Genomic DNA, 24053 nt, shown 5'->3' on the forward strand with positions numbered 1-24053 from the left:
ACAACGCATCGTGGACCGGGCGCATTTTGTCGGTGTCGCCGGTGCCGATGGTGTGGTGCGGGCCGCCGCGCCCATCGACATTCTCCCTCCCACCCTGTTGCGTCCGCTTGCAGAATACGAGGCGGTTGTCGGAGGGGGCTGGTGATGACGACTGTGGATCACGACCTCCTGATCGCAACGCTCGACCGGCTGAAGCTGACAGCGATCCGCGACCAACTTGACACGCTGCTGGACGAGGCGGCGCGCTCGAAGATGACCTTGCGCGAGGCGCTGGCCTTCTTGGTGTCGCGCGAGATCGCTCGCCGCGACGAGCGGCGCATCTCCATGTCGAGCAAGCTGGCGCAGTTCCCGTTCGTACGCGAACTGGACAGCTTCGACTTCGATGCTCAGCCATCGCTGGATCAGGGTCAGATCAGGGAACTGGCTACCTGTCGCTGGATCGCGCACGGCGACACAGTCCTGTTCCTCGGACCTCCAGGCACGGGCAAGACCCATCTGGCTGTCAGTCTCGGCCGCGAGGCGATCCGCCAGAATTACAACGTGCAGTTCGTCACGGCCGCCACGCTGGTCGCAATGCTGGCCAAGGCACACAGCGACGGCACGCTCGACAAACAGTTGACGATCCTGTCGCGACCGAAGCTGCTGATCATCGACGAACTGGGCTATCTGCCCTTCGAGGCCAATGCCGCCCATCTGTTCTTCCAACTGGTGTCGCGGCGCTACGAGAAGGGCTCGATTCTGATCACCTCCAACCGTTCGGTGGGAGAATGGGGCAATGTCTTCGGTGATCCTGTGGTCGCCACCGCCATTCTGGACCGCCTGCTGCACCATTCGACGGTGATCACCATCCGGGGCGACAGCTATCGCCTGCGCGAAAAACGCCGGTCCGGCCTTCTGCAGAAAACCGGATCGGCGCCAGAGACCAACGAAACCACGAACCAATGAAAGGGGGTTAGTTCTTCAATTCGAAAAAGGGGTCAGTTCCTGGATTCGCTTGACAACCACGCGGCGGTCTTGAACGCCGATAGGCGTGATTGCGAAATTCTGAGTATCAGGAGAACAGCCCCAGCCTTCGGTCTGTGGGCGGCTTTCCTTGATCAAGGTGGGAACGTTTTTGGCACCGGTTCATCTAAACAGGCAAACAGGCGCCCGATCTTGCCGATTGACGGTTCTTCATAAGGAAACGCAGGCGGCGCCAAACAAGTTCTTTCCGAGCGACGGAAGACCGCTCCGTAGCGGCAGCGCTCGCAGACACGGAGACGGCGGCGACCGCAACAGTTCGACCCGGCAACCGAGCAACAGAAGTGAAGCCAGCCCGCCGGGACTGGCAAAGGAGACAGGCATGCGTACCGGGACCGATCTGACGAAGCGCAATCCGAAAAGCGCCGCCAGCATAGCTGGCCATCCCATCCATCCAATGCTGATCCCGTTCCCAGTCGCTTTCCTGGTCGCAACACTCGCCTGTGACCTGATCTTCTGGCGCACTGGGAACGCTGCATGGAGCACGGCAAGCCTGTATCTTCTTGGCGCCGCCCTCGTCATGGCGGCCCTCGCCGCGCTTGCTGGACTCACGGACTTCCTCGGCGAGAGCCGCATACGCACCCTTTCGGCCGCTTGGCACCACATGATCGGCAACGTTATCGTCGTATTGCTGTCCCTCTGGAACTGGTTGCTGCGCTACACCGGGGGGGAAGCCGCCGTCCTGCCGACCGGGCTGATCATCTCCATCGCTGTCGTGCTCGTCCTGCTTTACACGGGCTGGCGCGGCTGGGAGATGGTCTATCGCCACCGGGTCGCGATAGCAGACGAGACGGAATGATCAAGTGCTGCAGGTCCCGGAAAGCTCTGCCTGGGCCGCCTCTAGCGTCATATTCGAGCCTCCCAGCAGTGATGTGAGCAACGGGGTTTTGGATGCTGGGGTGATCGATGTTGAAGAGGCCGTCCTTGCCCTGGACCGCTTCCTCGGCCTTGCGCTTCCGAAACCTCGAAACATCACGCGCCCAGCGCAATCTGACCTCATCGCCAAGACAGCGTGATCTTCTCTTCGGCAAGGATGCTCCTCACATCCGCCTCCTCTTACTTGCGGCGTCCGCCAGTCGCACGCGAGCGCTTTCGGCGGTTTCCACCGAACGGCCCTGAAGGTGCCCATGGCGGGCATGGAGGACGGTGACATGACTGGCTGCCAAAATTGTTTGGTTGATGGTGACCGGTCCTCGGCGCGCGACTTGCTTTCGACGAACATCGTTCGTGGTCGTCCGGCCGTGACGCCTTCAGGATCGACCGTCATGATCAGCACCTCGTTCTGCGTCCGTGCCGAGCTCCGCCAGATCGCCGAAGGTGCGTACCGGTACCGAGCGGCGAACCGCCGAACTCATTCCTGCCCGGCGGCGCCAGCCGCCGCGAGCGACGATGCGGACCTCCGTCAAAAGCCGATCGATTGTCGTCGGGCTTGCCGTCAGCAGCTTGGAGCGGAGTGCGTCATCCAGCCCAAGCCGGCCGTGCCGCTCAAGCGCCGGCAACAAGATCGGTATCAATGGTCGCAGCCGTTTGGAGCACAGCCGCTCCGATGCCTCAGCGCCTGGCGGACATCGCTGCCATAACGAAGGCTGTGGCTCTTGTTGCCGGATGGCTTCTTCTCACGACGGCCCAGAACCCGGATCGCGTGCTTCCGGTGATAGCCGGTGACCGCGACGAACTCATCCAGAATCCGGCCCTTGTCGTCGCGGCGCGCCACCCGATAACGCTCGACGATCGCCGCTGTCAGTTCCGACCGTGTCGCCACGCTGCGGGTCCATCGCCAGCAGGTGAGCGCATTCATGCTAGAAGGACCGTAGTCGCCCAAATCGAGGGCGACTCCTGCCGCGTTTTATGATTAATGGGAGCATCAAAGAGAGGGGGGCGATGCGCCAAGAACGAACTAGTGAGGCGTCGGCAGCGGCGGATGATAAGCTGAAAAGTCACGCGCTAAGATCGGCAGAGGTCACCTTGGCAATAAGCATTCGTGTCGATGGCGAATATCCGGACGACGACGATGCCCACGACATCGTGCTCACCGCTCAGCGATTGTTTGCGTCAGCGGATGTGAACATGGTGAAGGTAGTACCTCCCGGCGAAAGCCGTGCAGCATCGCCTATGCTGGGAACTGCCGATGGCGGTGGTGAGGAGAAGCGCCACGGCCGAAAGGTTCCACTAACCCTGCTGCCGGACCCGCAAAATTTATAAAAGCGGCAGCCTTGTCCCGATTTGGGACATACCTAGATTCTGTTCCGTGCAAGACTCCTAAGACTGCATGGGCTCGTCGCTGACGTCCTGACAAACTCCCACCGGCTGGGCGTTCGAGGAAACCTGATCGCGAACGCAACTCCTCGCAAGCGGTCAGGCCCGCTTAAGAGGCGATGATGAAACCGCCGTGAGAGATAATGTCTATGTCATTGATGGTGTTGTGGTTGCCGCCGAATCCATCCCACCGCCGAATAGTTGTAGATGCGAATATGAGGAATATTCAGTGTTCCGTGCAGTCGGCCGCCTCCGATCCGATTGCCCTGTTTACCAGCGTGGAGTGGTGGACATTGCCGGTGGTTCCCGGAGGGCGATGGATTTGCGGCCTAGTAGCCATGCCTAAACTGCCTTGTCGGTGAGGAGTATTGGTGGTTACCTCCGATGGGTGGAGGGACCGATGTGAACGACTTTAATTTATCTGCATCCCAGATGGCGATGGGATGTGGACGGTTTGGGATGTTCTTAACAACGAGCCCGCAAAGCTGACCGGGAAACCTTTGGTCGGCTTGCACCGCCTTCGAGCCGAAGCCGTGCGCGACCTACTGGAATCGATTCTTTCAAAACCGCACCGAAAGGCAGGAGCAGAGATAGAGCTCTAACCCTCGCCATTCCATTCAGATATTGCGACGCCCACACCTTCTGCGTGCCTTCGACACAGCGATACAATCTATGATGACCCTGTCCGCGCAGATGCTTGACCAGCATTGCAAGGGTGATTAGGCGCCAGAGCTCGTCCACTGATAGCGCAGCAATGACATAGCCCCAAGCTCCTTCTTTATGCCCCACTGTGTCATGGTGCAGTCGACTTTTCAAACGGCCAGTCTTCCAGACCGCTTCACCCTCAATTGGGATGCCCGAATTTCTTGAGAGTGCCGCCATGCTGAATGGACGCTTCCAATCCCCGTACCAATTCGTTGCCGAAGATTGCCCCTTCCGTGTTCCGGGCGCGGTGAAGCGAGCCGTGCTCTTCTTTCTGTGCAAGCATGTCAACGGAAGAGCGATCTCGACTGCTCTCTGGTCAAAGAATTGCGGAGCAGCGTTCCTGATTGCAAGCTCACCGACGATCAAATCGAGGAGTATGCTGTTCGAACGGCCATACGGGAGGAATTCGCCATCAAGTTCGATCGTAAAATGGGTGGTTCGCAGCGGGATTTTTAGAAGTTTGGGCCGTGCTCCCCACGATTGACATTCTGGGAAAACATCTTTGAAGACCGGCTGACGCGTACACCGAGAAGGCATGTTTCGGCGCGCGCGTCGGTCACGGATGGGTTTGCCACCCTGGGCAAGCATCCCATCGAGCGTAGCATCAACGGATCCATGGTGGCTGCAATGACGTCCAGCTTCAACGTGCATAATGTGTACGTTATGAGCAACTTATGGGCCGTGGAGCCAAGCTGCGGTACCGGCAGCCTGACCTTTGCATTGGCAAAGTTCCCCGATCTGGCCCAGATTACGGCGATCGACTTTTTGCCGGGATTTGTCGAGGCGGCGACACGGCGCTACACTGACTCGCGGATCAAAATCGGCCAGGCGGATGCCTGTGCTTTGCTTGCCAACAAGACGGCGCGCACCGCCTGGGCGCTGCTGACGCGAAAGGAGAGCTACGCCGCCGGCTGATTTACACCGGCGAGCTACGGATTGCCGCCGACACGGCGATGAGAGCGAGGTAGATAACTGATGGCACAACGGCACGTGCGCCCCCTTCACGGTCACCGTCACGCCGTCCAGCAGGACGACCTCGTGGCTCCAGTCGAACTGGTAGGCTTCGCCCGGCGCGAAGCTCAGGGGGATATAGGCCTCCGCCGCGGCGCTGCCGCGTTGCTCTTCCCAATCCTGCGCATGCCGCCATCCGTGCCAGCGGCGAGATAGCCGCATGGGCGTTTTCGAACAGAGCCTCAAAGTCGCCGACCGTTTTGGACATGATCTCCAACGGTTCATCCATGCCGATGCTCAAGAAAATCCTTCATGGCTGCGACCGTTTCCTCGGGAGCGCTGAGGTTGGGGCAGTGGCCTGTGGCGTTGAGCAGAACGAAATGGCTGCTGGGTATTTCGGTTGCGACGTATTCGCCCACTGTCCTCGGCGCGATGACGTCTTCCGAACATTGCAGCACCAGACACCGCGCCTTGATAAAAGGCAAATCAGCCCGGTTGTCTGAAAGAAAGGTGACGCGAGCGAACTTCTTTGCGATTTCCGGATCCGTCCTGCAGAAGGAGTTGGTGAGTTCCTCGCCCAGTACCGGTCGATCTGGATTGCCCATGATGACAGGAGCCATGGCCTGCGACCAACCCATACTAGAAAGTCGAGAAGCTCATGAATCTGCTCCTCGCTAAATCCGCCGGCGTACTCCCGATAGTCTATATAGCGGGGAGAAGGACCAATCATAACAAGTTCATCGAAGATGTCAGGCGCTTTAAGAGAGACGATCGCGCCAATCATTGCGCTGACCGAATGGCCAACGAAGACGCCGTGAATAATGTCGAGCTCGCCGCAAATCTCAATGAGGTCCTCCGCGTAGCCTTCGAGGGACCGATATCTCTCCGGGCGATAAGCGGAAAGATTGGAGCCGCCACAGCCGACATGATCGAACAGCACAATGCGGAACTGCTCTGCGAAGGCTGGCCAAACGAAGCGCCACATGTTCTGATCGCAGCCGAATCCATGCGCGAAGACCATTGCTGTCTTCCCGCTGCCCATCACCTTCACATTGTTCCGCAGCAGAGCGCTCAAAAAATCCTCCCTGGCGCCGCGTTGCTCACGCGCCGCCCAGTTGTATGCAGTCGCACGCCAGGCGAGCCGAGCATGCTCACAAAAAAGAGTGATCTCCGTGAGATTTCTCCATCCTAGCAGGTCGCCGCAGTTTGCACACCCCGCCGTTCCGGCCCTTATCCGCCAGCGAAGAAAACTGTCAGGGCGGAACAACTTGGAGACAAACGCGTTTGGAGGAGCTAGCCGTGCGCACGGCCGGGGCGAAGGCATGTCAAACGTCGAAGAATTCCCGATTGGGAGAGGCAGATTCACTGAGTTCGACGCGCTCGTAGCAGCGGCTCCGACTGCGCTCGATGCCATTCCGGGTGCCGTCTATCTTTGCGACCACGAAGGTTGGCTGATCCGGTATAACTCGGAGGCGGCCGCTTGGGGGCAAACCCCCAACTTGAATGGGATTAGGGAGCGATTCTGCGGCTCCCACAGGCTGTTCCTCCTCGATGGTACCCCTTCCGGAGGATTGTCCGATGGCCGATGCTGTGCGATCCGGCACGGCCACCAGAAACGCAGAGGTCGTAATGGAGCGACCTGACGGCACGCGCTTCACGGCTCTGGTCAACATTCGCGCGTTGAAGGATCACGAGGGCAACATACAGGGCGCGATCAATTGCTTCCAGGATATCTCGGCGCACATGGCAGTGGAGGATGCGCTTCGGAGCAAAACCAGCGAGCTTGAGGACTTTTTTGAAAACAATGCCGTCGGCCTTCATATCGTCAGTGGCGAAGGCATTATCTTGCGAGCCAACCAAGCCGAGCTTGATCTGCTAGGGTACACGGCTGGGGAGTATGTTGGGCGTCATATCGCAGAGTTCCATGCCGACGCGCCCGTTATCGGCGACATCCTCCAAAAGCTCTCCTGCGGCCAAAGGCTCGACCGCTATCCTGCGCGTCTTCGGGCAAAGGATGGCTCCGTCAAGCACGTTTTAATCACGTCGAACAGCCGGTTCAGTGACGGGAAGTTTGTCAACACGCGCTGTTTCACGATGGACATCACGCACATGCGAGAAGCCGAACGTGCTCGCCGTGAAAGTGAAGAACGTCTAGCCGCGACTTATGAGGCGGCGACGGTCGGTATCGCTGAAGCCGATAAGACCGGCCGCTTGCTGCGCGTCAACGACGCGCTTTGCAAGATGCTCGGGCGTTCACGCGACCAGCTTCTGGCCATGACATTCTTTGACTACACGGACGAAAACGATCGCGCCGAAGATGCTGCAAACTATGCGAGGCAGGTTAAAGGTGAGCTGGACAGCTACGTTATTCGTAAGCGCGCTCGGAAAGCAGACGGCACCGTGGCCTTCTTCGACGTGCACGGATCCGTCGTGCCTGACCAAGAGGGACAGTTTCTCTACGGAGTCCGTGTGCTGCAGGACGTAACTGAAGCGAAGCGCATGGAGGATCGCATTCGCGAAAGCGAACAGCACATGCGCGATCTCCTCGAGGGCTTGCCGGCCGCCGTATATACCACAGATGCAAATGGCCGGATTACGTTCTTCAACAAGGCTTGCATCGACATGGCGGGTCGAACCCCGCAGGTGGGCGACGAATGGTGCATCATTTGGCGACTTTATACTCCCGACGGCGCGCCTATGCCGCACGATCAATGTCCTATGGCGGTAGCTCTTAAGGAAGATCGCGTGGTCCGCGGCGTCGAGGCTGTCGCGGAGCGACCTGACGGAACATTTGTGCCCTTTATACCATATCCAACCCCGCTGCATGACTCTGAAGGCAAGTTGATCGGCGCAATTAACATGCTCGTGGACATCACCGAGCGCAAGGAAGCGGAAAACCGCCAGAAGACGCTGATCGACGAGTTGAATCATAGGGTGAAGAACACGCTGGCGACAGTACAGTCGTTGGCGACGCAGACCGCGCGGCATTCAGACAGTCTGACGGAATTCTCTGCGAGCTATGAGAAGAGATTGCTCGGACTTGCACGAGCGCACGATCTGCTGACGAAGCGTCTTTGGGGCGACGCTCCACTCGAGTTTCTGGTGCAAGAGGTGCTGTGCCCCATGGAGTCGTGCTCGGAGCAGAGGATGGAAATCCAAGGACCGCCGATCACGCTTAACCCGAGGGCCGCCCTCAGTATTGCGATGGCATTGAACGAAATCGCCATCAACGCCGCGAAACATGGCGCGTTCAGTTGTGACGGCGGTCAACTTTCGCTCACCTGGCAACTTCGTGAGGGGGAGAACTGCACCCTGGTGGACCTCAAGTGGCAGGAGCGCGGAGGACCTTCAGTGGAGGCGCCAACCAGGCGGGGCTTTGGCACGCGACTTATCGAACGTTGCATCGAACGTGATCTCAGTGGAGAGCTCGATCTGGTCTTTGAAGCGGGTGGCCTGTTCTGCCGACTGAGCGTTCCGGTTGGGGGTGTGGCAGTGCATGGCTGAGCTTGCCGGCATGCGCGCATTGGTGGTCGAAGACGAAGGCGTGGTGGCCTTGCTCAGCGAGGGCATGCTGGAAGATCTGGGCTGCGAAGTCGGGGTATCGGTGGCCTCGCTGGCGAAGGCTCTGACAGCGGACGACAGGTTTGATTTTGCAGTTCTCGACGTGAATCTCGATGGGCAGCTAGTTTTCCCGGTTGCCGAGATCCTGCGCAAGCGCGAGGTACCGTTCGTGTTCAGCACAGGGTACGGCCGAATAGGCGTGCCGGAGACCTTCAAGGACTGCCAGGTCTTGAACAAGCCTTTTACGCTTGAGGAAATGGAACGGAAGCTTCGTCTGGCGATGAAACGGTAACGGCGAGATCGGAATTCCAAGACTTGGGTAGATATTGCCTGGAGGGTGTCGATGAGTTTGAACGGGATGCGCATACTTCTCGTCGAAGACGAGGCTCTCGTCGCGATGTCAGTCGAAGACATGCTGGCAGACTTGGGCTGCGAAGTGGCGGCGAGCGCCAGCACCATCGACGAGGCGTTCGACAAGGCGCAGGCTGGAGGATTCGAGTGTGCGCTGCTCGACGTGAGTCTGGGTGGCAAGGCAGTGTTCCCCGTTGCCGAGATGCTCTCCGAGCGGGGTATTCCTCTCGCCTTCGCAAGCGGATATGGGCGCGCAGCACTGCCTGAGGCCTTCCAGAACTATCCGATTGTCTCAAAGCCCTTCCAACTCGAGGATCTCGCGGCGGCGCTGTCAACGGCTATGGCGAACAAGTAAGAAATTAATGAGCAAGTAGGCGATGCAAGATCAGTCCAGCGGCAACAGGGGCAGCTCCGAGTTTTTTGCTATCGATAGGCAAGTGATCGCACCCAGGTTCCTCGCCGGCGGCGGAGAGATGGGCGCGCTCATCCGGGGACACGACTGGGCGAGCAATCCGCTCGGCAGTCCAGAGGCGTGGCCACAGAGCCTTAAAACCGCAGTGCGGATCATGCTGACATCGCGCCAGCCCATCTGGATCGGCTGGGGCAAAGAGCTGATTTACCTTTATAACGATCCTTATAGATCAATCATCGGAGGAAAACATCCTTGGGCGCTCGGGAGGCCCACTGAGGAAGTCTGGCGCGAGATCTGGGCGGACATCGAACCCATGCTTACCACCGCCATGGGCGGGGTCGAAGGCACCTACGTTGAAGAACAGCTCCTGATCATGGAGCGGCACGGGTACGCAGAAGAGACGTATTACACCTTCTCGTACAGCCCCATTCCGGACGACGACGGCACACCCGGCGGTATTATTTGCGCAAACACGGACGACACCCAGCGTGTGATTGGCGAGCGTCAGTTGAAGCTGCTGCGCGAACTCGCGGCGCAAACCGCCGATGCCCGGTCATGGAGAGAGGCCTGCACGCGCAGCGTGTCAGCCCTCGCCAAAAATGCCCACGATCTGACATTTGCTTTGCTGTACATGGTCCCGCCGGGCGGCGACTGTGCGAACCTTGTGGCATCATGCTGCCTACCTGAAGGTCACGCTGCTGCACCGACGTCGCTGCCCGTTGAAGACCCCGCTCCGTGGCCCATGGCGGAGGCCATGCGCAAGCATGAACCGGTTCTGATCGATGATATCTCCCGAATATTCGGCGATACGGCACCCAAAGGCGAATGGGATCGACCCACCGAGAAGGCCGTGATGCTCGCGGTCCCGCCCTCCGGCGAGTCCGGTCGATCTGGCGTGCTTATCATTGGACTGAATCCTTACCGTCTATTCGACGATAGTTACCGGGGATTCTTGGGGCTTGCGGCAGGCCAGATTGCAGCGGCGGTGGCGAATGCAGATGCGTATGAAGAAGAGCGACGTCGTGCCGAGGCGTTGGCCGAACTCGACCGTGCCAAAACGGCGTTCTTTTCCAACGTCAGCCACGAATTCCGCACCCCCCTGACTCTCATACTCGGTCCTCTCGAGGAGCTCTTGGCCGGCAATGCGTCAGTCGAGGAGATGAAAAAGCAGGCTGAGTTGGCTCACCGAAACGGTACGCGTCTTTTGCGGCTCGTGAATAGCCTGCTCGACTTTTCGCGTATCGAGGCCGGCAGGGTTCGTGCGACATACCAACCGACGGATCTTGAGCAATTTAGCACCGAGATTGCTTCGAGCTTTCGGTCTGCCATCGAGAAAGCGGGTATGACCCTGTCATTGCGATGTCAGGCACTGCCGGAGCCCGTGTTTGTCGATCGCGAGATGTGGGAGAAGGTTCTCCTCAACCTTCTCTCGAACGCCTTCAAGTTTACGGTCGAGGGCGAAATCGTCGTGTCTGTGGGGCCATCCGATGACGGTCGCTGCGCCATCGTGAAGGTGAAAGACACCGGAATCGGCATTCCAGAAAGCGAGATGCCGAAGCTCTTTGAGCGCTTTAACCGTATCGAAGGCGCGCAAGGTCGCAGCTACGAGGGAAGCGGTATTGGCCTGGCACTCGTTCAGGAATTGGTCAAGCTACACGGTGGGCAGATCAGTGCCGAAAGTACGCTGGGGGTCGGCACCACCTTCACGGTGTCGCTACCATTCGGATATGAGCATCTCCCGCCGGAGCACGTCCAAGTCGAAACCGCCGGGTCGAGTGATATTTTAAAGGCGCATGAGTTTGTGGAAGAGGCTCTGCGCTGGCTGCCCGATGCCGTCTCCGACCTAGAGGCAGAAGGCGAGCTCTCGACCGCCGGGCTCGGCGCGATCGCAAGCCAGGACACCGTCAAGAATCAGTCAGGCAAGCGGATCCTGCTCGCCGACGACAATGCCGACATGCGGGCCTATGTCTGCCGCCTGCTGCAGGCGCAGGGATATGTCGTTGATATGGCGGGCGACGGTCAGGTTGCGCTCGAGGTTGCGCACAAGGCAAAACCTGACTTGATCCTGACCGACGTAATGATGCCGAAGCTTGACGGTTTCGAACTGCTAAGGCGCGTTCGCAAGGAGCCTGCGCTGGCAGAGGTTCCAGTCCTAATGCTGTCGGCCCGAGCTGGAGAGGAGGCGAAGGTCGAAGGCTTGGAAGCTGGTGCAGATGACTACCTGATCAAACCATTCGCCGCCCGCGAGCTTCTGGCGCGGGTGCACTCCAACATCCAGATGGCGGAAGTCCGCCGAGAGGCCAATCGCGCTGTCTTCCGAAGCGAGCAGCGATACCTGATGACGCAAGACCGACTGTCGTTGGCGCTTTCGACAGGCCGGGTGGCCGTCTTCGAGTGGTCAGTCGACAGCGACAGGTTGGCGATCCAAGGCCCGCTGGTTGAGGTCTTCGGAGTGACGAAGGCCGACGCCGAGGCCGGCCTTCCGCTCGACTCCTTCCTTCACGCGATCGACAAGCGGGACATTGACCATGTCATGTCCATCCTCGGCCGCTCGATTGACACCGGAGAGCCCTACGAGGCCGAATACCGGGTGCACGGCTCGGGCGAGGAGCGTGTCGTCGTCGCGCGAGGTAAGGTTGAGAAGGACGCCGATGGACGAAAGCGAATGGCTGGCGTCGTGATCGATATCACTGAGGAGAAACGAGCCAGCGCTCGCCTAAAGGAGCAGACCAGGGCGCTAGCGATTCTTAACCGCGCCGCCACCGCTATTTCGGGAGACCTGGATCAGAACAGGTTGGTGCAGACGATCACCGATGCGGCGGTCGAAATCACCGGTGCCGAGTTCGGCGCGTTTTTCTACAACGTCATCGACGAGCAAGGTGAGCGTTTTACGCTGTACACATTGTCCGGCGCGCCCCGTGAGGCGTTCTCGAAATATCCGATGCCGCGCAACACGCACGTCTTCGCTCCGACGTTTACGGGTGCCGCCGTTGTTCGTTCAGATGACATTACAAAGGACGAGAGGTATGGAAAGAATGCGCCACATTACGGAATGCCCGAGGGCCATCTTCCGGTTCGCAGTTACCTGGCCGCGCCAGTAAAATCCCGAAGCGGCGAAGTGCTCGGAGGTCTTTTCTTTGGACACTCTGGGGCGGGAGTGTTCGATGAAGTGGCCGAGGAACGCATCGTGGCGATAGCAGCCCAAGCCGCCATCGCTCTCGATAATGCGCGATTGTTTCAAGCGGCGGAGCGTGAGCTTCAACAGCGGCGGCGGGCGGAAGCCGACCTGCAGGAGCTCAACGCCAATCTCGAGGAGCGGGTAGCCGAAGAAGTGGCAAGACGGACCGCCGCCGAGGATGCACTCCGGCAGGCCCAGAAAATGGAAGCCATTGGACAACTCACTGGAGGTGTCGCCCACGACTTCAACAATCTCCTCACGGTCATCGTAGGGGGACTCGACACCATCAAGCGCAGTAAACCGGGCGACCACGCGCGCATTTCCCGAGCCGCGGAAATGGCTCTGCAGGGCGCAGAGCGTGCGGCAAGCCTCACAGGACGATTGCTTGCGTTTTCTCGGCGACAGCCGCTCGAGCCCAAGCCACTCGAGCTCAATGGTCTCGTTCGCGAAATGACAGAACTCCTGCACAGGACGCTCGGGGAGCAGGTCGAGCTGGAGGGCGTGCTGGCCCCGCGCCTCTGGACAGTAGAGGTCGACCAGAACCAGCTTGAAAGCGCAATTCTCAACCTCGCGGTCAACGCGCGCGATGCCATGCCGGAGGGTGGCAAGCTGACCATTGAGACCGCGAACACCGCACTCGATGAGAGCTACGCTGCGACTGACACTGAGGTTGTTCCCGGACAGTACGTGATGATCGCCGTAAGCGATACGGGCACCGGAATGCCAAAAGATGTTCTGGCCCGGGTCTTCGAACCCTTCTTCACCACGAAGGAAACCGGTCGCGGCACGGGCCTCGGTCTCAGCATGGTGTACGGCTTCGTGAAGCAATCAGGCGGGCATGTGACCATCTACAGTGAGGAAGGCCACGGCACGACCGTCAAGCTGTATTTCCCGCGCTATATGGGAAACGCGTCGGTCGATACAGCTTCGGCGGAGCCGGTCGTCCCAACAAGCAGCGAGGGCGAAGTCATTCTCGTGGTGGAGGACAACGATGACGTCCGGGCCTACAGCACCATGATCCTTTCAGAACTCGGATATATCGTTGTTGAGGCGCCGGAAGCGGATGCCGCGCTGAAGATCCTTCGCTCTGACCAACGCGTAGATATCCTGTTCACGGATGTCGTCCTGCCAGGAAAAAGTGGGCGCGTTCTTGCTGATGCCGCCCAGGAAGTACGACCGGATCTAAAAATCTTGTTCACGACGGGATATTCGCGCAATGCGATTGTCCATCAGGGCCGACTTGATGCCGGCGTCGAACTGATATCGAAACCTTTTACGTTTGAGCAACTGGCCTCGCGTGTCAGGGATTTGCTTGATAGACCGCGACGGTAATCGGGTTCGCGATGCTCGTTGGGGGAAGGCACGTTTCATAATGTTGGGATTAACCGCAGACTTCGGGACGCGTGCCGTTGTCTCAGATCGGAGGCGTTATGCAGACTACTGTAGCTATTAGCCGGGAGATCGACTCATTTCGGGCCGCAGAGCATCTTGCCGAACAGCTCAAAACGAAAGTTGCGGCCCCGGCTGCGATCGTCCTGTTCGCCGCCCCAACCTATGAACATGTTAGCCTGCTAAAACGCCTGCACGAGTGCACTGGCGCTCTGATCGTAGGCGCGTCATCTGCGGGCGAATTCGCCAACGGCGAGCAGGGCGACGGCTTGGTGACAGCGCTCGCGCTCGGCGGGGAGGATATCCAGGTGAGCGCGAGTTGCGGACGCAGCATCAGCACTGATCCTGCCAGAGCCGCTCAGGAGTTGGTCGCCGGATTCGGTGGGGTTCGGGACATGCGCCCGGGCTACCGAAGTGCTCTTGTGATGACCGATGCGCTCGCTGGCCACGCTGATCGATTGGTGGACGAACTGACGGTGGCCACTGCAGGTCAATACCAGTTCTTCGGCGGCGGCGCTGGAGACAACGCCAATTTCCGGAAGACGATGGTGTTCTGCGGAGGGGAAGTGCTAAGCGACGCAGCTGCGGCGCTCGAGATCATTTCGGAGAAGCCGATCGGCGTGGGCGTGAGCCACGGCTGGGAGCCGGCGTCCGAACCATTTCGCGTCACCGAAGCCGACGGTATGAAGCTCGTCAGCCTCAACGGCCTGCCCGCTGCAGACGTATTCCAAGCGCATTCCGCGGATACCGGCCAGACGCTTGATCCTGACGCGCCTATCCCCTTCTTCCTGCACAACATACTCGGCATCGATACGGCAAATGGTCTTAAACTGCGGGTGCCGCTCGCGATACTCGATGATGGCGCGCTGCTATGCGCCGCCGAAGTGCCGCAGGACTCGATCGTCAGGATCATGCGCACTAGCCAGCACTCGACCGTGCAAGCAGCCGAGGCTGCGGCGGACGCCGCGCTGCAGGCTCTTGGTGGCCACAGACCTCAGGCCGCCCTCTTCTTCGACTGCGTGGCCACGCGCCTTCGCATGGGCAAGGCGTTCACTCGCGAACTCGCAGCAGTTCGGGATCGGCTGAGCACGGTCGATCTGACGGGCTGCAACACGCACGGCCAGATAGCGCGTGCCGAGGGACAGTTCCAGGGATTCCACAACTGCACGGCGGTAGTTTGTCTGCTTCCGGCATAGACCAGCGGCTCGTAAACGCGCTCGCTGAGCAAGATGGGCGCGAACAAGCGGCTTGCGCCCTCGCTCGAAGCTTGGGCGCCGACGATCTGCTTATCCTAGTGCGCGATCCCGATTCGGGCGCACTTCTGCCGGCCCCTGGATTTCCGCGCACGTTACCCGGCGGGCCGACTTGGCGCGCGTTCCTAAGCGCATGTGCGCATCCTGGCGAGTTCGCAATCGACGTCGACTATCCTGACAGGCTGAGCAGAAAAGGCGCGCGGGCGTACGTCTCAGCGAATGGTTCCATCATCGCGCTTATCGGCGGAAACCCGCATATCAGCGCCCGCGGCGTGTCAGAGTTGCTGCTCCCAATTGTGCGGCTCCTGCAGTCGGAACGCCAAGTGACTGCTGCCCAGGGCGCGGCCGCAGCCGCTACATTGGCAGCCAAGCAGACCAGTACGCTTGCCGCCAGCCTGGATGAAGCGCGCCGTCGACTTTCCAAGCAGGCGACGCAATTGCAGAATGCGCTCAATGAAGCGGCGCGCCTCAATCGCGAACTGACCGAGCTTACCCAGGATCTGGAACAGCGCGTAGAAACGGCTTTGGCCGAGCGTCGGCTTCTCGCCGAGATTGTCGAGAATACCGACGCATTGGTGATGGTGGTGGACCTTGAGTATCGCTGGCTCGCTGTTAACCGGGCCGCGGCAAACGAGTTCGAACGAGTTTTCGGTCGGCGACCCGAAGTGGGGACGAGCATGTTCGATCTCATTGCCTGCCGGCCTGAAGAGGCCGCCATAAAGGGGCTTTGGAGCCGCGCGCTCAGGGGCGAGGCGTTCACCACAATCGAGGCGCTTGGTAATCCAGGCAGCGATCAGCGCCAATACGAGATGAAGTTCAGTGTTCTGCGCGACAAGAACGGAGGCTGTATCGGGGCGTACCAGTTTGTCTATGACGTAACCGATCGCCTTGAGGCCGAAAAGCGGCTCGCGGAGGCGCAAGAGGCCTTGCGGCAAGCCCAAAAGATGGAGGCAACCGGCCAACTCGCTGGGGGTATCGCTCACGATTTCAATAACCTGCTCACCGTCATCATCGGCGGATTGGGGCGATTGGAGCGCGGCATTGCGTCAATTCCCGACCAGAACCTGGCGGCCCGACTGCGGCGCTCGTGCGAGATGGCGCAGCAGGCCAGCCAGCGCTCGGCCAAGCTCACTGCTCGTCTGCTCGCCTTCTCGCGGCGCCAACCGCTCGATCCCAAGCCGATCGACGCCAATCGGCTTATTGCGGACTTGGCAGATATGCTGGCGCGGACCCTGGGAGAGCAGGCTCGCCTAGAAGTCATCACAGCGCCGGGTCTCTGGATGGCGCAGGCGGACGTGAACGAACTCGAAAACGCAATTCTGAACCTGGCGGTCAACGCCCGGGATGCCATGTCGGAGGGCGGCCGCCTCACGATCGAGACGGGGAACACCTTTCTCGATGAAGACTATGTGTCGGCGATCGCAGAGCCTGTCGCCGCTGGCCAGTACGTTATGATCGCTGTGACCGACACTGGGGTCGGCATGGATGTTGGCACGCTCACACACGTTTTTGAGCCGTTCTTCACCACTAAACCCGTCGGCCAGGGCACAGGCCTGGGGCTGAGCCAAGTCTACGGGTTCATTCGCCAGAGCAATGGACATGTTCGGATCTACTCCGAACTAGGTCAGGGCACGACGGTGAAGCTCTATCTGCCAAGATCGGCAACGTCGGCGCAACCGGACCGATACGTGCCTGATTCCGTGGCTAGCCTCGGAGGCGATGAAACGGTTCTGGTTGTCGAGGACCACGACGATCTCAGGAGTTATTCCGTCGGCGTGTTGCAGGAACTCGGCTACCGCGTTCTCGAAGCGCCGAACGGTCCTGCGGCGCTAGATATCCTCGGTCGTTTCGACCGGGTCGACTTGCTCTTCACCGATGTCGTGCTCCCCGAGGGAATGGATGGACGGCGCTTGGCTGACCAGGCGCTGCGACTTAGGCCGGATTTGAAGGTGCTGTTCACGACGGGCTACTCGCGAAATGCCATCATGCACAACGGTCGGCTCGACCCGGGCGTCCAGCTGTTGCCCAAGCCATTTACCTTTGATGCACTCGCCGCGAAGGTGCGCTTCGTGCTTGATCAACCTACGGCCGTTCCATAGACGTAATCCGACGCGCCGGTTTGCGGTGCAGCATCGCGGCCGGGGTGTAAGGGGTCATCAGACCAGACTAGTGCGTCACATTCTTCGAGTGACAGCGAAACCAAGCGAGAGAGCTCGTAATTCTGCGAGAGAAGGTTGGATTCCGGTTCCCTTCCCTCCGCCATTACCTACTGCTCCAATATTCTCTGTGGCCAACATCGACGACCGAAACGGCGCAGAACTGCGGGTTTTTAGGTGGCTAGCTGTTTAGTCCCGGCATTTGCAAGACCTGGACATCGCAGCCTGAACGTTTCAGGCTAAATCCGCTCCAGCAAATGCCGGGACTAAACATCTAATTGTCCCAGTGGCGAGCGCTTGTTTGTATCTGCGAATACTGCTTTAAGAATGATCCTCTCCACTTCATAGATTTTATGATGCAATTCTTTCCCTGCCCCAGTGGCGCGACGCTGTCATACGAAAAGGCTGGTGACGGTTCCCCGCTGGTGCTCGTCCACGGCAGCTTCAGCGATCATGAGACAAACTGGGCGCTGGTGCGCCCCGCTCTGGAAGGGCATTTTACTGTATATGCAATTGCACGCCGGGGGCGCGGGAAGACGACATCCGGTCCGACGCTGCCCGATGAGGCTGAAGACCTAGCCGCATTTCTGACATCGATCGCGGAACCTGCTTACCTCTTGGGACACTCATATGGGGCGCAGGTTGCTCTGCGTGCAGCCGCCGACAGTCCCGGGCACGTTCGCAAGCTCGTGCTCTACGAACCGCCCTGGCCGGATGCGGCCGCTCCGGAGTTACTCGCCCGCTTCAAACTGCGGGCCACGAGATCGGATTGGAACGGGCTGGCGGAGGACTTCTTCTCCGAAGTTCTGGGTCTGACGGCGGATGATATCGACGAACTTCGGGCCGCGGGCGCGTGGTCGTCGATCGTCTCAGACGCCGAAGCATCGTTGAACGACATTTCGGCCTTGCACAGCTACAGGTTCGATCCTGCCGATTTCCGGGGCCTGCAGGTTCCGGTTCTGCTACAGGTCGGCACCGATAGCCCGCGCCACGCCTTCGCAACCGATGCGCTCGTCAGCAACCTGCCGCATGTCGAGATCCAGGAGCTGGAAGGACAGGCGCATGAGGCTATGAACACCGCGCCCGATCTTTATGTGGAGACAACAACGCGGCTGCTGCTGGGCAGTCGTCAGCAAAGAACGTCATGATGCGATCGAGGTCATGCGCGTTGAAGGCTTCGCACAGTTCCACCAGCGTTGCTCGAGTATCCATTGTCCATCTCCAATCGTCGGAAGGATGGCCGTTTAGCTGGCATCGCCGCGGTTGATGGGCAAGTATCGCCCGAGTCGCGCTGCGACGTCCTTACGGTCATCCGATATCCGCAGCATAGTCCAAGATCGTAATTGCGCGAAGAATATGCGCTGATCCGGGGCTTGGGCAGTGGAACAGGCCTATTCAGAGTTTCGTGCTCCCTCCAATAGCCGTTGTTGGTACTCCGCATCCGTCAAGCCAAGTGATCGCAGCAAGCTCTTGACGGTCTCCGCGCCATTCATGAATTCTTTCGAACCTTCCGCCTGCGCCGCGACTATGAACCGAACTGCATCACCGACATGTTCCCGCCATTCCAGGGCCTCGATGCACTGTCGTACTCATTTCCCGATGCCCGAGCTGCCTGCTTCAATTGCCTCAGCTCCGCCGCCTGTTTGGTCAGATAGGCAAGGTCCTGCCTCAAGGCTGCCTTCCTTTGCGCAGCGGGGCTCTTGTCAGCCGCGGTTGAACCAGCATGTCTCCTGGCGGCAACAAAACGGCAATGACAACCACGATGCCAAAAGCCGCAAGCCAGCCCAAAAACGATGCCAAGCTCATATACTCACCTCATGGATCGGCATTATTGGCTTGACGCAATCTGCACGGATGACGCGGCGCCCACCTGGCAAACACACGCCATTGCCGCGAGCAGTCTGTAGCCAGTTTCGGCGGTGTGCTGACGGTCGCCGGTAACTCCATCGCGATCCCAGATGAACATTTCATGTGAACCGGGTCGTCCGGTTGTGGTTGGTAGTAGGCTTCCGAACGGTCTGATTGGGTTTTGCAGGTCGGCCGTTGAGTGCCTGCCGCGCGACAAACAAGGTGAGATTCGTATTGCCTCACCCAAGAGTGTTCCCAAAGACCAATGCCGTTGCCTCACTCGGATGTTCTCGGTAGCCTCACTGATTGTTCCCGAGATTTAGCCTCTGCCGATCCTGTGTTGCCCGGGGATGATCTCACTGCGCGACCTCTACAATTTCCGTCCGCGCGGAATCGGCGAATGGTCCGAACACCAACGCATTGGCTTGCGTACTGCGCCAGACCTTCATTCGACGCTGCACGGTTCGGATGAGGCCGTCGGGATACACGCCGGGATATTTGACCTGCAAGCGCTCAAGCAACTCTCGTGACGTTCGCCAAGGCTCTGCCTCGAACCATTCCTCAAGCTCGGCAGTGGCGGCAAGGAGAGGAGCGGGTCTGCGCCGCTCTCGCTTGACCGCCAGCTTGGGGCGGGCGGTCGGGTTCACTTCCCCACCCCGCCATGCAATCCGCAATCCGACAGAAAGTCTTCGAGCGGCAATGCCTCACCGTCGGCGGCAGACGAACCGTCCGGCTTGTCGGCGATGTCGACCAACCTCTCTTGTGCCAGACGTATGTCGCGAAGCAGCCGAACCGGATCGAGCGTCAGGTACATCGCCTTGAGGCGAAGGCGCGTATCCTCCGGCGTGCGTGCATCGTCAAGCAGCCGCTGATAGGGCGTGGCGGGACGATGATAGCGCTTGACCACCCTGGCAACCACGGTGTGGAATATTCCGTCGTCCGAGATTGAGACCCGCGATCATCCGACATCGAAGCCGGTACGCGTGTTCACGCTGCCGATGCAACTGCACACCCGCCCGGGAGATATCTGCTACGAGCCATTCTCGCGTTCTGGATCCCAGTTGATTGCCAACGAAAAGACCGGCCGGCTTGTCTATGGACTGGAGTTGTCGGAGGCTTTCTGCGACGTCGTCGTCAAACGCTGGCAGGCCTTCACCGGCAAAGCGGCAACGCTCGATGGCGACGGCCTCGGCTTCGACGAGATAGCCGCCGAGCGCGTGGCCGAAAAGATTGATGCGGCATGAAACAGTCGCCCACCATGGCGTTGGTGGAAACGCTGACCAACGTCGCCGTCAGCTATGGCATCGCGGTGATTGCTGGTGTTTCCGCTGCTCGGGCTGTCCACCATGCTCGGCGAAAACATGGCCATGGGTGCCATATTCACCGTGTGTCGGTCGCACGCAGCTATTGTCTGCGCAGGATGTCTGACAGCTTGCGGGTGAGCAAAAAACCAAGCTCGTGAAGTTTCGGTGTCGAATTCTTTTGGTCAGGCTTTCTTGGTGCTTGAGGAAATCGATGCGGCAGAGTTGACCCTGACATTCTCGGCCTCCCTGGCCGGTCGGGCGGTGCGTAACCGGAGTGTCTTTTCCTGGCGAGCCTGAGCGATCGGGTCGCATTTTTGGTCCGCGGGTTTCCGGAGAAGAAAGGGTGCTTGAATTTTAGCGAAGGCGGTCTCAGCCGTTTGGCGAGATCTGCTGTGTGTTGATGTCATTGTCGGTGTTGTCTTCCATAGGCTAGCTTCGGTGAGCAGCCATAAAAAAGGCCAGGCAAATTGCCTGACCTTGATTGGTATTATGCCTTCGCAGTGCCAGTACATCCGTGGTCAAAGGGAAGCAGATACCGATTTAGGCAGCTTGCAGGTTACAAGCCGACATTTTGCCCGACTTGCTGTCGCGCTCCATGTCGTAAGCAATCTTCTGGCCTTCGACGATTTCGCGCATTCCGGCGCGCTCGACGGCAGAGATATGAACGAAGGCGTCAGCGCCGCCGTTGTCAGGCTGAATGAAGCCGAAGCCCTTTGTGGAATTGAACCATTTAACTGTGCCAGTGGTCATGATGAACCCTTTCATAGGAGCATAGAGGACCGAAACGCAGAAGCGTTGCGGATAACGATAACGATAACGATGTTTTAAAGGGAGGGTTCGTTCAAGGCGCGGGGCCAGACGCGCAATAAGCAAAGCTCAGCAAGAAAATATCGATGGCCATCAATAGGGGCAATTGGACGTGGTGTCAATTTTTACTTTCGCTAATCGTTCAAAGCTCAGTATGCCTGAGCCCTACTTCGTCTGCTGGGGCACGCTGACGTTGGAACAGGAGATAGCACGCGACTTTCTCAACTGGCTAATGCGTAAACGCGTCCGCTGCGCGGCGGAAACGATTAAGGAGAACTAAACAATTTTTATGCGGATTTCGCCTGAGTTTATCGCGTTTTGCCTATACGTATCAAAATAAACCGCAAGCGAATGGAGCTAGCCATGTTTCTGAAGAACGCCTGGTATGTTGCAGCCTGGAGCAAGGAGATCGAGCACCGCCTGAAGCAGATCATCGTACTTAACGAGAAGATCTGCGTTTTCCGGAATTCCGAAGGCGAGGTCATTGCCCTCGAGGATGCCTGCCCACATCGCAAGCTGCCGCTTTCAAAAGGCCGGATCAAGGGCGACAACGTCGAATGTGGCTATCATGGGCTGACCTTCGATTGCGCAGGCCAGTGCGTCTGGGCGCCGGGCACCGGCCGCATTCCCTCGGCAGCGAAGGTGCGGCCCTATCCCGTGCATGAGAAGTACGGGCTGGTCTGGATTTGGATGGGCAATTCCGCCATCGCCGACCCAGAAGACATCATCGATATCCCGAATTTTGACAGCGCAGAATGGGGGATCAATGTCGGCGATGCGATGGAGTTGAAGTGCAACTATCTCTTGATGTGCGACAACCTGCTCGATCCCACCCATGTCGCCTGGGTTCACGAGGGATCGTTCGCACAGGCCGCCACGCGCGACACACCGCTGCGCGTCACCAAGATCGAGAACGGCGTCATCGTTCATCGTTGGATGATGAATGTCGAGCCAGCGCCCTTCTACAAGAAGATCGTAGAGTTCGACGGATATTGCGACCGGCTCCAGCACTATGAGGTCCGCTATCCGTGCCATGCGCTGATCCGCGCAGTCTTCACCCCGGCGGGTACAGGTGGGCCAGAGGGCACATTGCACGAAAAGACCTTCATCATGGACAGCTACAATTTCATGACGCCGGTGAGCGAGAGCGATACGCGCTATTACTGGTTCCAGCTCCGCAATGTCCGGCCCGACGACGAGACTCTCAGCAAGATGATGGCGGAGGACGTGCGCGCTGCCTTCGAGGAGGACCGAGCGGTCCTGAACGAGGTCCAGATCGGCATGACCAACAAGACCTCGCCTCATATCGATCTCTCCATCGACGCCGGCCAATTGCGGTTTCGCCGCCAGCTCGAGGCGATGATCGCGGAAGAGCAGTTGGTCGATGCGAAGATGGGAGCCTGACATGATGCAGGCGTTTCGTCGTTTCCGGGTATCTGCGAAGCGTTCCGAAAGCAGCAACATCACCTCTTTCTATCTAGAGCTTGCGGATACCGGATGACTCTGGCCTGCACGGCCGGGCCAGTACCTGACGATACGCGTGCCCGGCTCCGAGGACCGCTGCTCAAGACCTATTCCATATCCTGCGATGTAGCAGAACCGCGCCAGTACCGAATTACCGTTAAGCGCGAGGCGACGCCGGGTTTGGGGCTGCCCGACGGGATCGGCTCATGCTGGCTGCACGACAGCGTACAGGAGGAAGATGAGATCGAGATTGCGGCGCCGCGTGGCAGCTTCGTTCTCGACGAAGACAGGTCGCGCTTGGTGCTACTTTTGGCGGGCGCGTCGGACTGACGCCGCTTCATTCGATGCTGCATGCGCTGGTGCCGACCGGGGTGACGTCTGGTTCGTTCACGCATGCGACGACGGCGCGGTGCAGGATGAGGAACCGCTTCGATGAAGCCAGGCGACAATATGCAAACTGGAGTACCGCTTCAATTTCCTCTTTCGGGGCGAGGTACCAGGGTGAGATGCCTATGAGACTTTCGCGTACCTTTCCAACACGTCAATTAGGGAGGTCGTTTCGTCTTTCGCTGTATCCGAGAACGCGCGCTGAAACATTGCTTCGAGATGGTTTCTCATCAGCTTGCAGGCTTTTGCCTCCTGCCCGGCCTCGAGAGCGCTGACTATCTCCAAATGTTCGTCGGCATTGCATTTAGTCCATCTGGGCCGCCCGTATAGGTAGAGAACTAGTGAGCTTTGTGAAAGGAGGGGATCCAAATACCGAATCAATATCTTGCTTTCGGTCATTCTTGCTAGAGAGCGATGGAACCCATAGGCATGGCGCATGTACAACGCGTGATCTATATGAATATACTCATGTTCCTTGTTAATTGATTCACGGAGTTGTGCCGCCTGCGCCTTGTTTAGATTGCCTGCAAGGTAACGAACAACGACATCTTCAAGCTCCATTCGGATGCGAAGAACGTCCATCCCGTGTTCAAAGCTCGGTTTCGCAACGGTCGCCCCTCTGTTCTGGCGAATGTCTACGAGCCCATCCGCGGCCAACATTTGAAAAGCTGATCGGACTATATGACGGCTAACGCCGAACTGTTTGCAGATCAATTCCTCTGGGAGCTTGGTCTCCGGAGCCAGCGCCTGCTCGACAATGGCGCTAGTCAATGCATCATAGACATGTTGCGCATTGTTCCTCGCCTCCAGCATCCTACGAACTCCGATTTCTGTAGATTATTTTTGCCAAAATAGTACCACATTTTGGCGGGTCGATCCAGCAACTTTCTTCTGGTGCAACGCCCGCCTTGCAATGATGCGGTCACCAGACTGCGCTACTTGAGCGCATTTTCATTGATAATCAATAGCCGCGCCCGGGTAATCGTTAAGGCTCGGTTTTATGCAGGCATT

The 24053-nt window shown here is 58.9% G+C and carries 19 protein-coding genes and 4 pseudogenes; 16 read left to right on the forward strand and 7 right to left on the reverse strand.

Annotated features, from left to right (window positions below; all coding sequences use genetic code 11):
- From ACLKMW_RS24115 to ACLKMW_RS24125, 3 genes and pseudogenes are all read left to right on the forward strand, one after another.
- A pseudogene (locus ACLKMW_RS24115) lies at positions 1-145 on the forward strand (IS21 family transposase); the annotation flags it as partial.
- Positions 145-945 (forward strand): IS21-like element ISSme2 family helper ATPase IstB, encoded by an 801-nt coding sequence (gene istB, locus ACLKMW_RS24120; RefSeq protein WP_056242128.1) that lies wholly within the window; start codon positions 145-147, stop codon positions 943-945. The pseudogene ACLKMW_RS24115 and the gene istB, both read left to right, overlap by 1 nt.
- A gap of 397 nt (positions 946-1342) precedes the next feature.
- The gene (locus ACLKMW_RS24125; RefSeq protein WP_415727073.1) at positions 1343-1819 is read left to right on the forward strand and encodes a DUF2231 domain-containing protein; all 477 of its coding nucleotides are present in this window, start codon (positions 1343-1345) and stop codon (positions 1817-1819) included.
- Between the two features lie 451 nt (positions 1820-2270).
- On the opposite strand, the gene ACLKMW_RS24130 is transcribed toward ACLKMW_RS24125, so the two are convergent.
- The gene (locus ACLKMW_RS24130) at positions 2271-2534 is read right to left on the reverse strand and encodes a hypothetical protein (protein ID WP_415727074.1); all 264 of its coding nucleotides are present in this window, start codon (positions 2532-2534) and stop codon (positions 2271-2273) included.
- Complete coding sequence (locus ACLKMW_RS24135; protein WP_415727075.1) at positions 2531-2782, reverse strand: hypothetical protein; 252 nt, start codon at positions 2780-2782, stop codon at positions 2531-2533. The genes ACLKMW_RS24130 and ACLKMW_RS24135 overlap by 4 nt, the downstream gene beginning before the upstream one ends.
- 203 nt (positions 2783-2985) lie before the next feature.
- On the opposite strand from ACLKMW_RS24135, the gene ACLKMW_RS24140 reads away from it, so the two are divergent.
- Both ACLKMW_RS24140 and ACLKMW_RS24145 read left to right on the forward strand, forming a co-directional pair.
- On the forward strand, positions 2986-3222 hold the full coding sequence (locus ACLKMW_RS24140; RefSeq protein ID WP_415727076.1) for a hypothetical protein: 237 nt from the start codon (positions 2986-2988) through the stop codon (positions 3220-3222).
- Positions 3223-4461: 1239 nt separating this feature from the next.
- Entirely contained in the window at positions 4462-4896 is a 435-nt protein-coding gene (locus tag ACLKMW_RS24145) for a class I SAM-dependent methyltransferase (RefSeq protein WP_415727077.1), read from the forward strand.
- Between the two features lie 317 nt (positions 4897-5213).
- Here the strand turns inward: ACLKMW_RS24145 and ACLKMW_RS24150 are convergent.
- Positions 5214-6346, reverse strand: a pseudogene (locus ACLKMW_RS24150) (alpha/beta fold hydrolase).
- Between ACLKMW_RS24150 and ACLKMW_RS24155 the strand changes: the two are divergent.
- The 7 genes and pseudogenes from ACLKMW_RS24155 (at position 6255) to ACLKMW_RS24185 (ending at position 18380) form a co-directional block, all read left to right on the forward strand.
- A pseudogene (locus ACLKMW_RS24155) lies at positions 6255-8436 on the forward strand (PAS domain-containing sensor histidine kinase). The pseudogenes ACLKMW_RS24150 and ACLKMW_RS24155 overlap by 92 nt on opposite strands.
- Entirely contained in the window at positions 8429-8785 is a 357-nt protein-coding gene (locus ACLKMW_RS24160) for a response regulator (protein WP_415727078.1), read from the forward strand. The pseudogene ACLKMW_RS24155 and the gene ACLKMW_RS24160 overlap by 8 nt, the downstream one beginning before the upstream one ends.
- Positions 8786-8836: 51 nt before the next feature.
- Positions 8837-9199: a response regulator gene (locus ACLKMW_RS24165; protein WP_415727079.1), complete on the forward strand. Its 363-nt coding sequence runs from the start codon at positions 8837-8839 to the stop codon at positions 9197-9199.
- 118 nt (positions 9200-9317) lie between these two features.
- On the forward strand, positions 9318-13766 hold the full coding sequence (locus tag ACLKMW_RS24170) for an ATP-binding protein (RefSeq protein WP_415727080.1): 4449 nt from the start codon (positions 9318-9320) through the stop codon (positions 13764-13766).
- A gap of 98 nt (positions 13767-13864) precedes the next feature.
- Complete coding sequence (locus ACLKMW_RS24175; protein ID WP_415727081.1) at positions 13865-15019, forward strand: FIST signal transduction protein; 1155 nt, start codon at positions 13865-13867, stop codon at positions 15017-15019.
- A gap of 71 nt (positions 15020-15090) precedes the next feature.
- On the forward strand, positions 15091-17175 hold the full coding sequence (locus ACLKMW_RS24180) for a hybrid sensor histidine kinase/response regulator (RefSeq protein WP_415727082.1): 2085 nt from the start codon (positions 15091-15093) through the stop codon (positions 17173-17175).
- Positions 17176-17585: 410 nt separating this feature from the next.
- Positions 17586-18380 carry an alpha/beta fold hydrolase gene (locus ACLKMW_RS24185; protein WP_415727083.1) on the forward strand — a complete coding sequence of 265 codons (795 nt, stop codon included), beginning with the start codon at positions 17586-17588 and terminating at the stop codon, positions 18378-18380.
- 377 nt (positions 18381-18757) lie between these two features.
- Here ACLKMW_RS24185 and ACLKMW_RS24190 read toward each other — a convergent pair whose 3' ends face one another.
- On the reverse strand, positions 18758-18904 hold the full coding sequence (locus ACLKMW_RS24190; RefSeq protein ID WP_415727084.1) for a hypothetical protein: 147 nt from the start codon (positions 18902-18904) through the stop codon (positions 18758-18760).
- A gap of 532 nt (positions 18905-19436) precedes the next feature.
- Positions 19437-19993: pseudogene (locus ACLKMW_RS24195) on the reverse strand (transposase); the annotation flags it as partial.
- A 7-nt stretch (positions 19994-20000) separates the two neighbouring features.
- Here ACLKMW_RS24195 and ACLKMW_RS24200 point away from each other — a divergent pair.
- Both ACLKMW_RS24200 and ACLKMW_RS24205 read left to right on the forward strand, forming a co-directional pair.
- Positions 20001-20324, forward strand: a complete 324-nt coding sequence (locus ACLKMW_RS24200) for a DNA methyltransferase (protein WP_415727094.1) — start codon at positions 20001-20003, stop codon at positions 20322-20324.
- Positions 20321-20542, forward strand: coding sequence for a DUF7220 family protein (locus ACLKMW_RS24205; protein ID WP_415727085.1), 222 nt, complete (start codon positions 20321-20323; stop codon positions 20540-20542). Before ACLKMW_RS24200 ends, ACLKMW_RS24205 begins: the two co-directional genes overlap by 4 nt.
- Positions 20543-20924: 382 nt before the next feature.
- On the opposite strand, the gene ACLKMW_RS24210 is transcribed toward ACLKMW_RS24205, so the two are convergent.
- Positions 20925-21134: a cold-shock protein gene (locus ACLKMW_RS24210; protein ID WP_109988917.1), complete on the reverse strand. Its 210-nt coding sequence runs from the start codon at positions 21132-21134 to the stop codon at positions 20925-20927.
- 420 nt (positions 21135-21554) lie between these two features.
- Here ACLKMW_RS24210 and ACLKMW_RS24215 point away from each other — a divergent pair, with 420 nt between their 5' ends.
- Entirely contained in the window at positions 21555-22595 is a 1041-nt protein-coding gene (locus tag ACLKMW_RS24215; RefSeq protein WP_415727086.1) for an aromatic ring-hydroxylating dioxygenase subunit alpha, read from the forward strand.
- A 93-nt stretch (positions 22596-22688) separates the two neighbouring features.
- Positions 22689-22985, forward strand: a complete 297-nt coding sequence (locus ACLKMW_RS24220) for a ferredoxin reductase domain-containing protein (RefSeq protein WP_415727087.1) — start codon at positions 22689-22691, stop codon at positions 22983-22985.
- A gap of 180 nt (positions 22986-23165) precedes the next feature.
- Here the strand turns inward: ACLKMW_RS24220 and ACLKMW_RS24225 are convergent, their stop codons facing one another.
- A complete protein-coding gene (locus ACLKMW_RS24225; RefSeq protein ID WP_415727088.1) occupies positions 23166-23855 on the reverse strand; it encodes a GntR family transcriptional regulator in 690 nt (229 codons plus the stop codon).
- Positions 23856-24053: the final 198 nt, after the last annotated feature.

Source organism: Borborobacter xinjiangensis (assembly GCF_047739745.1).
Taxonomy (GTDB): domain Bacteria; phylum Pseudomonadota; class Alphaproteobacteria; order Rhizobiales; family Rhizobiaceae; genus Pseudaminobacter.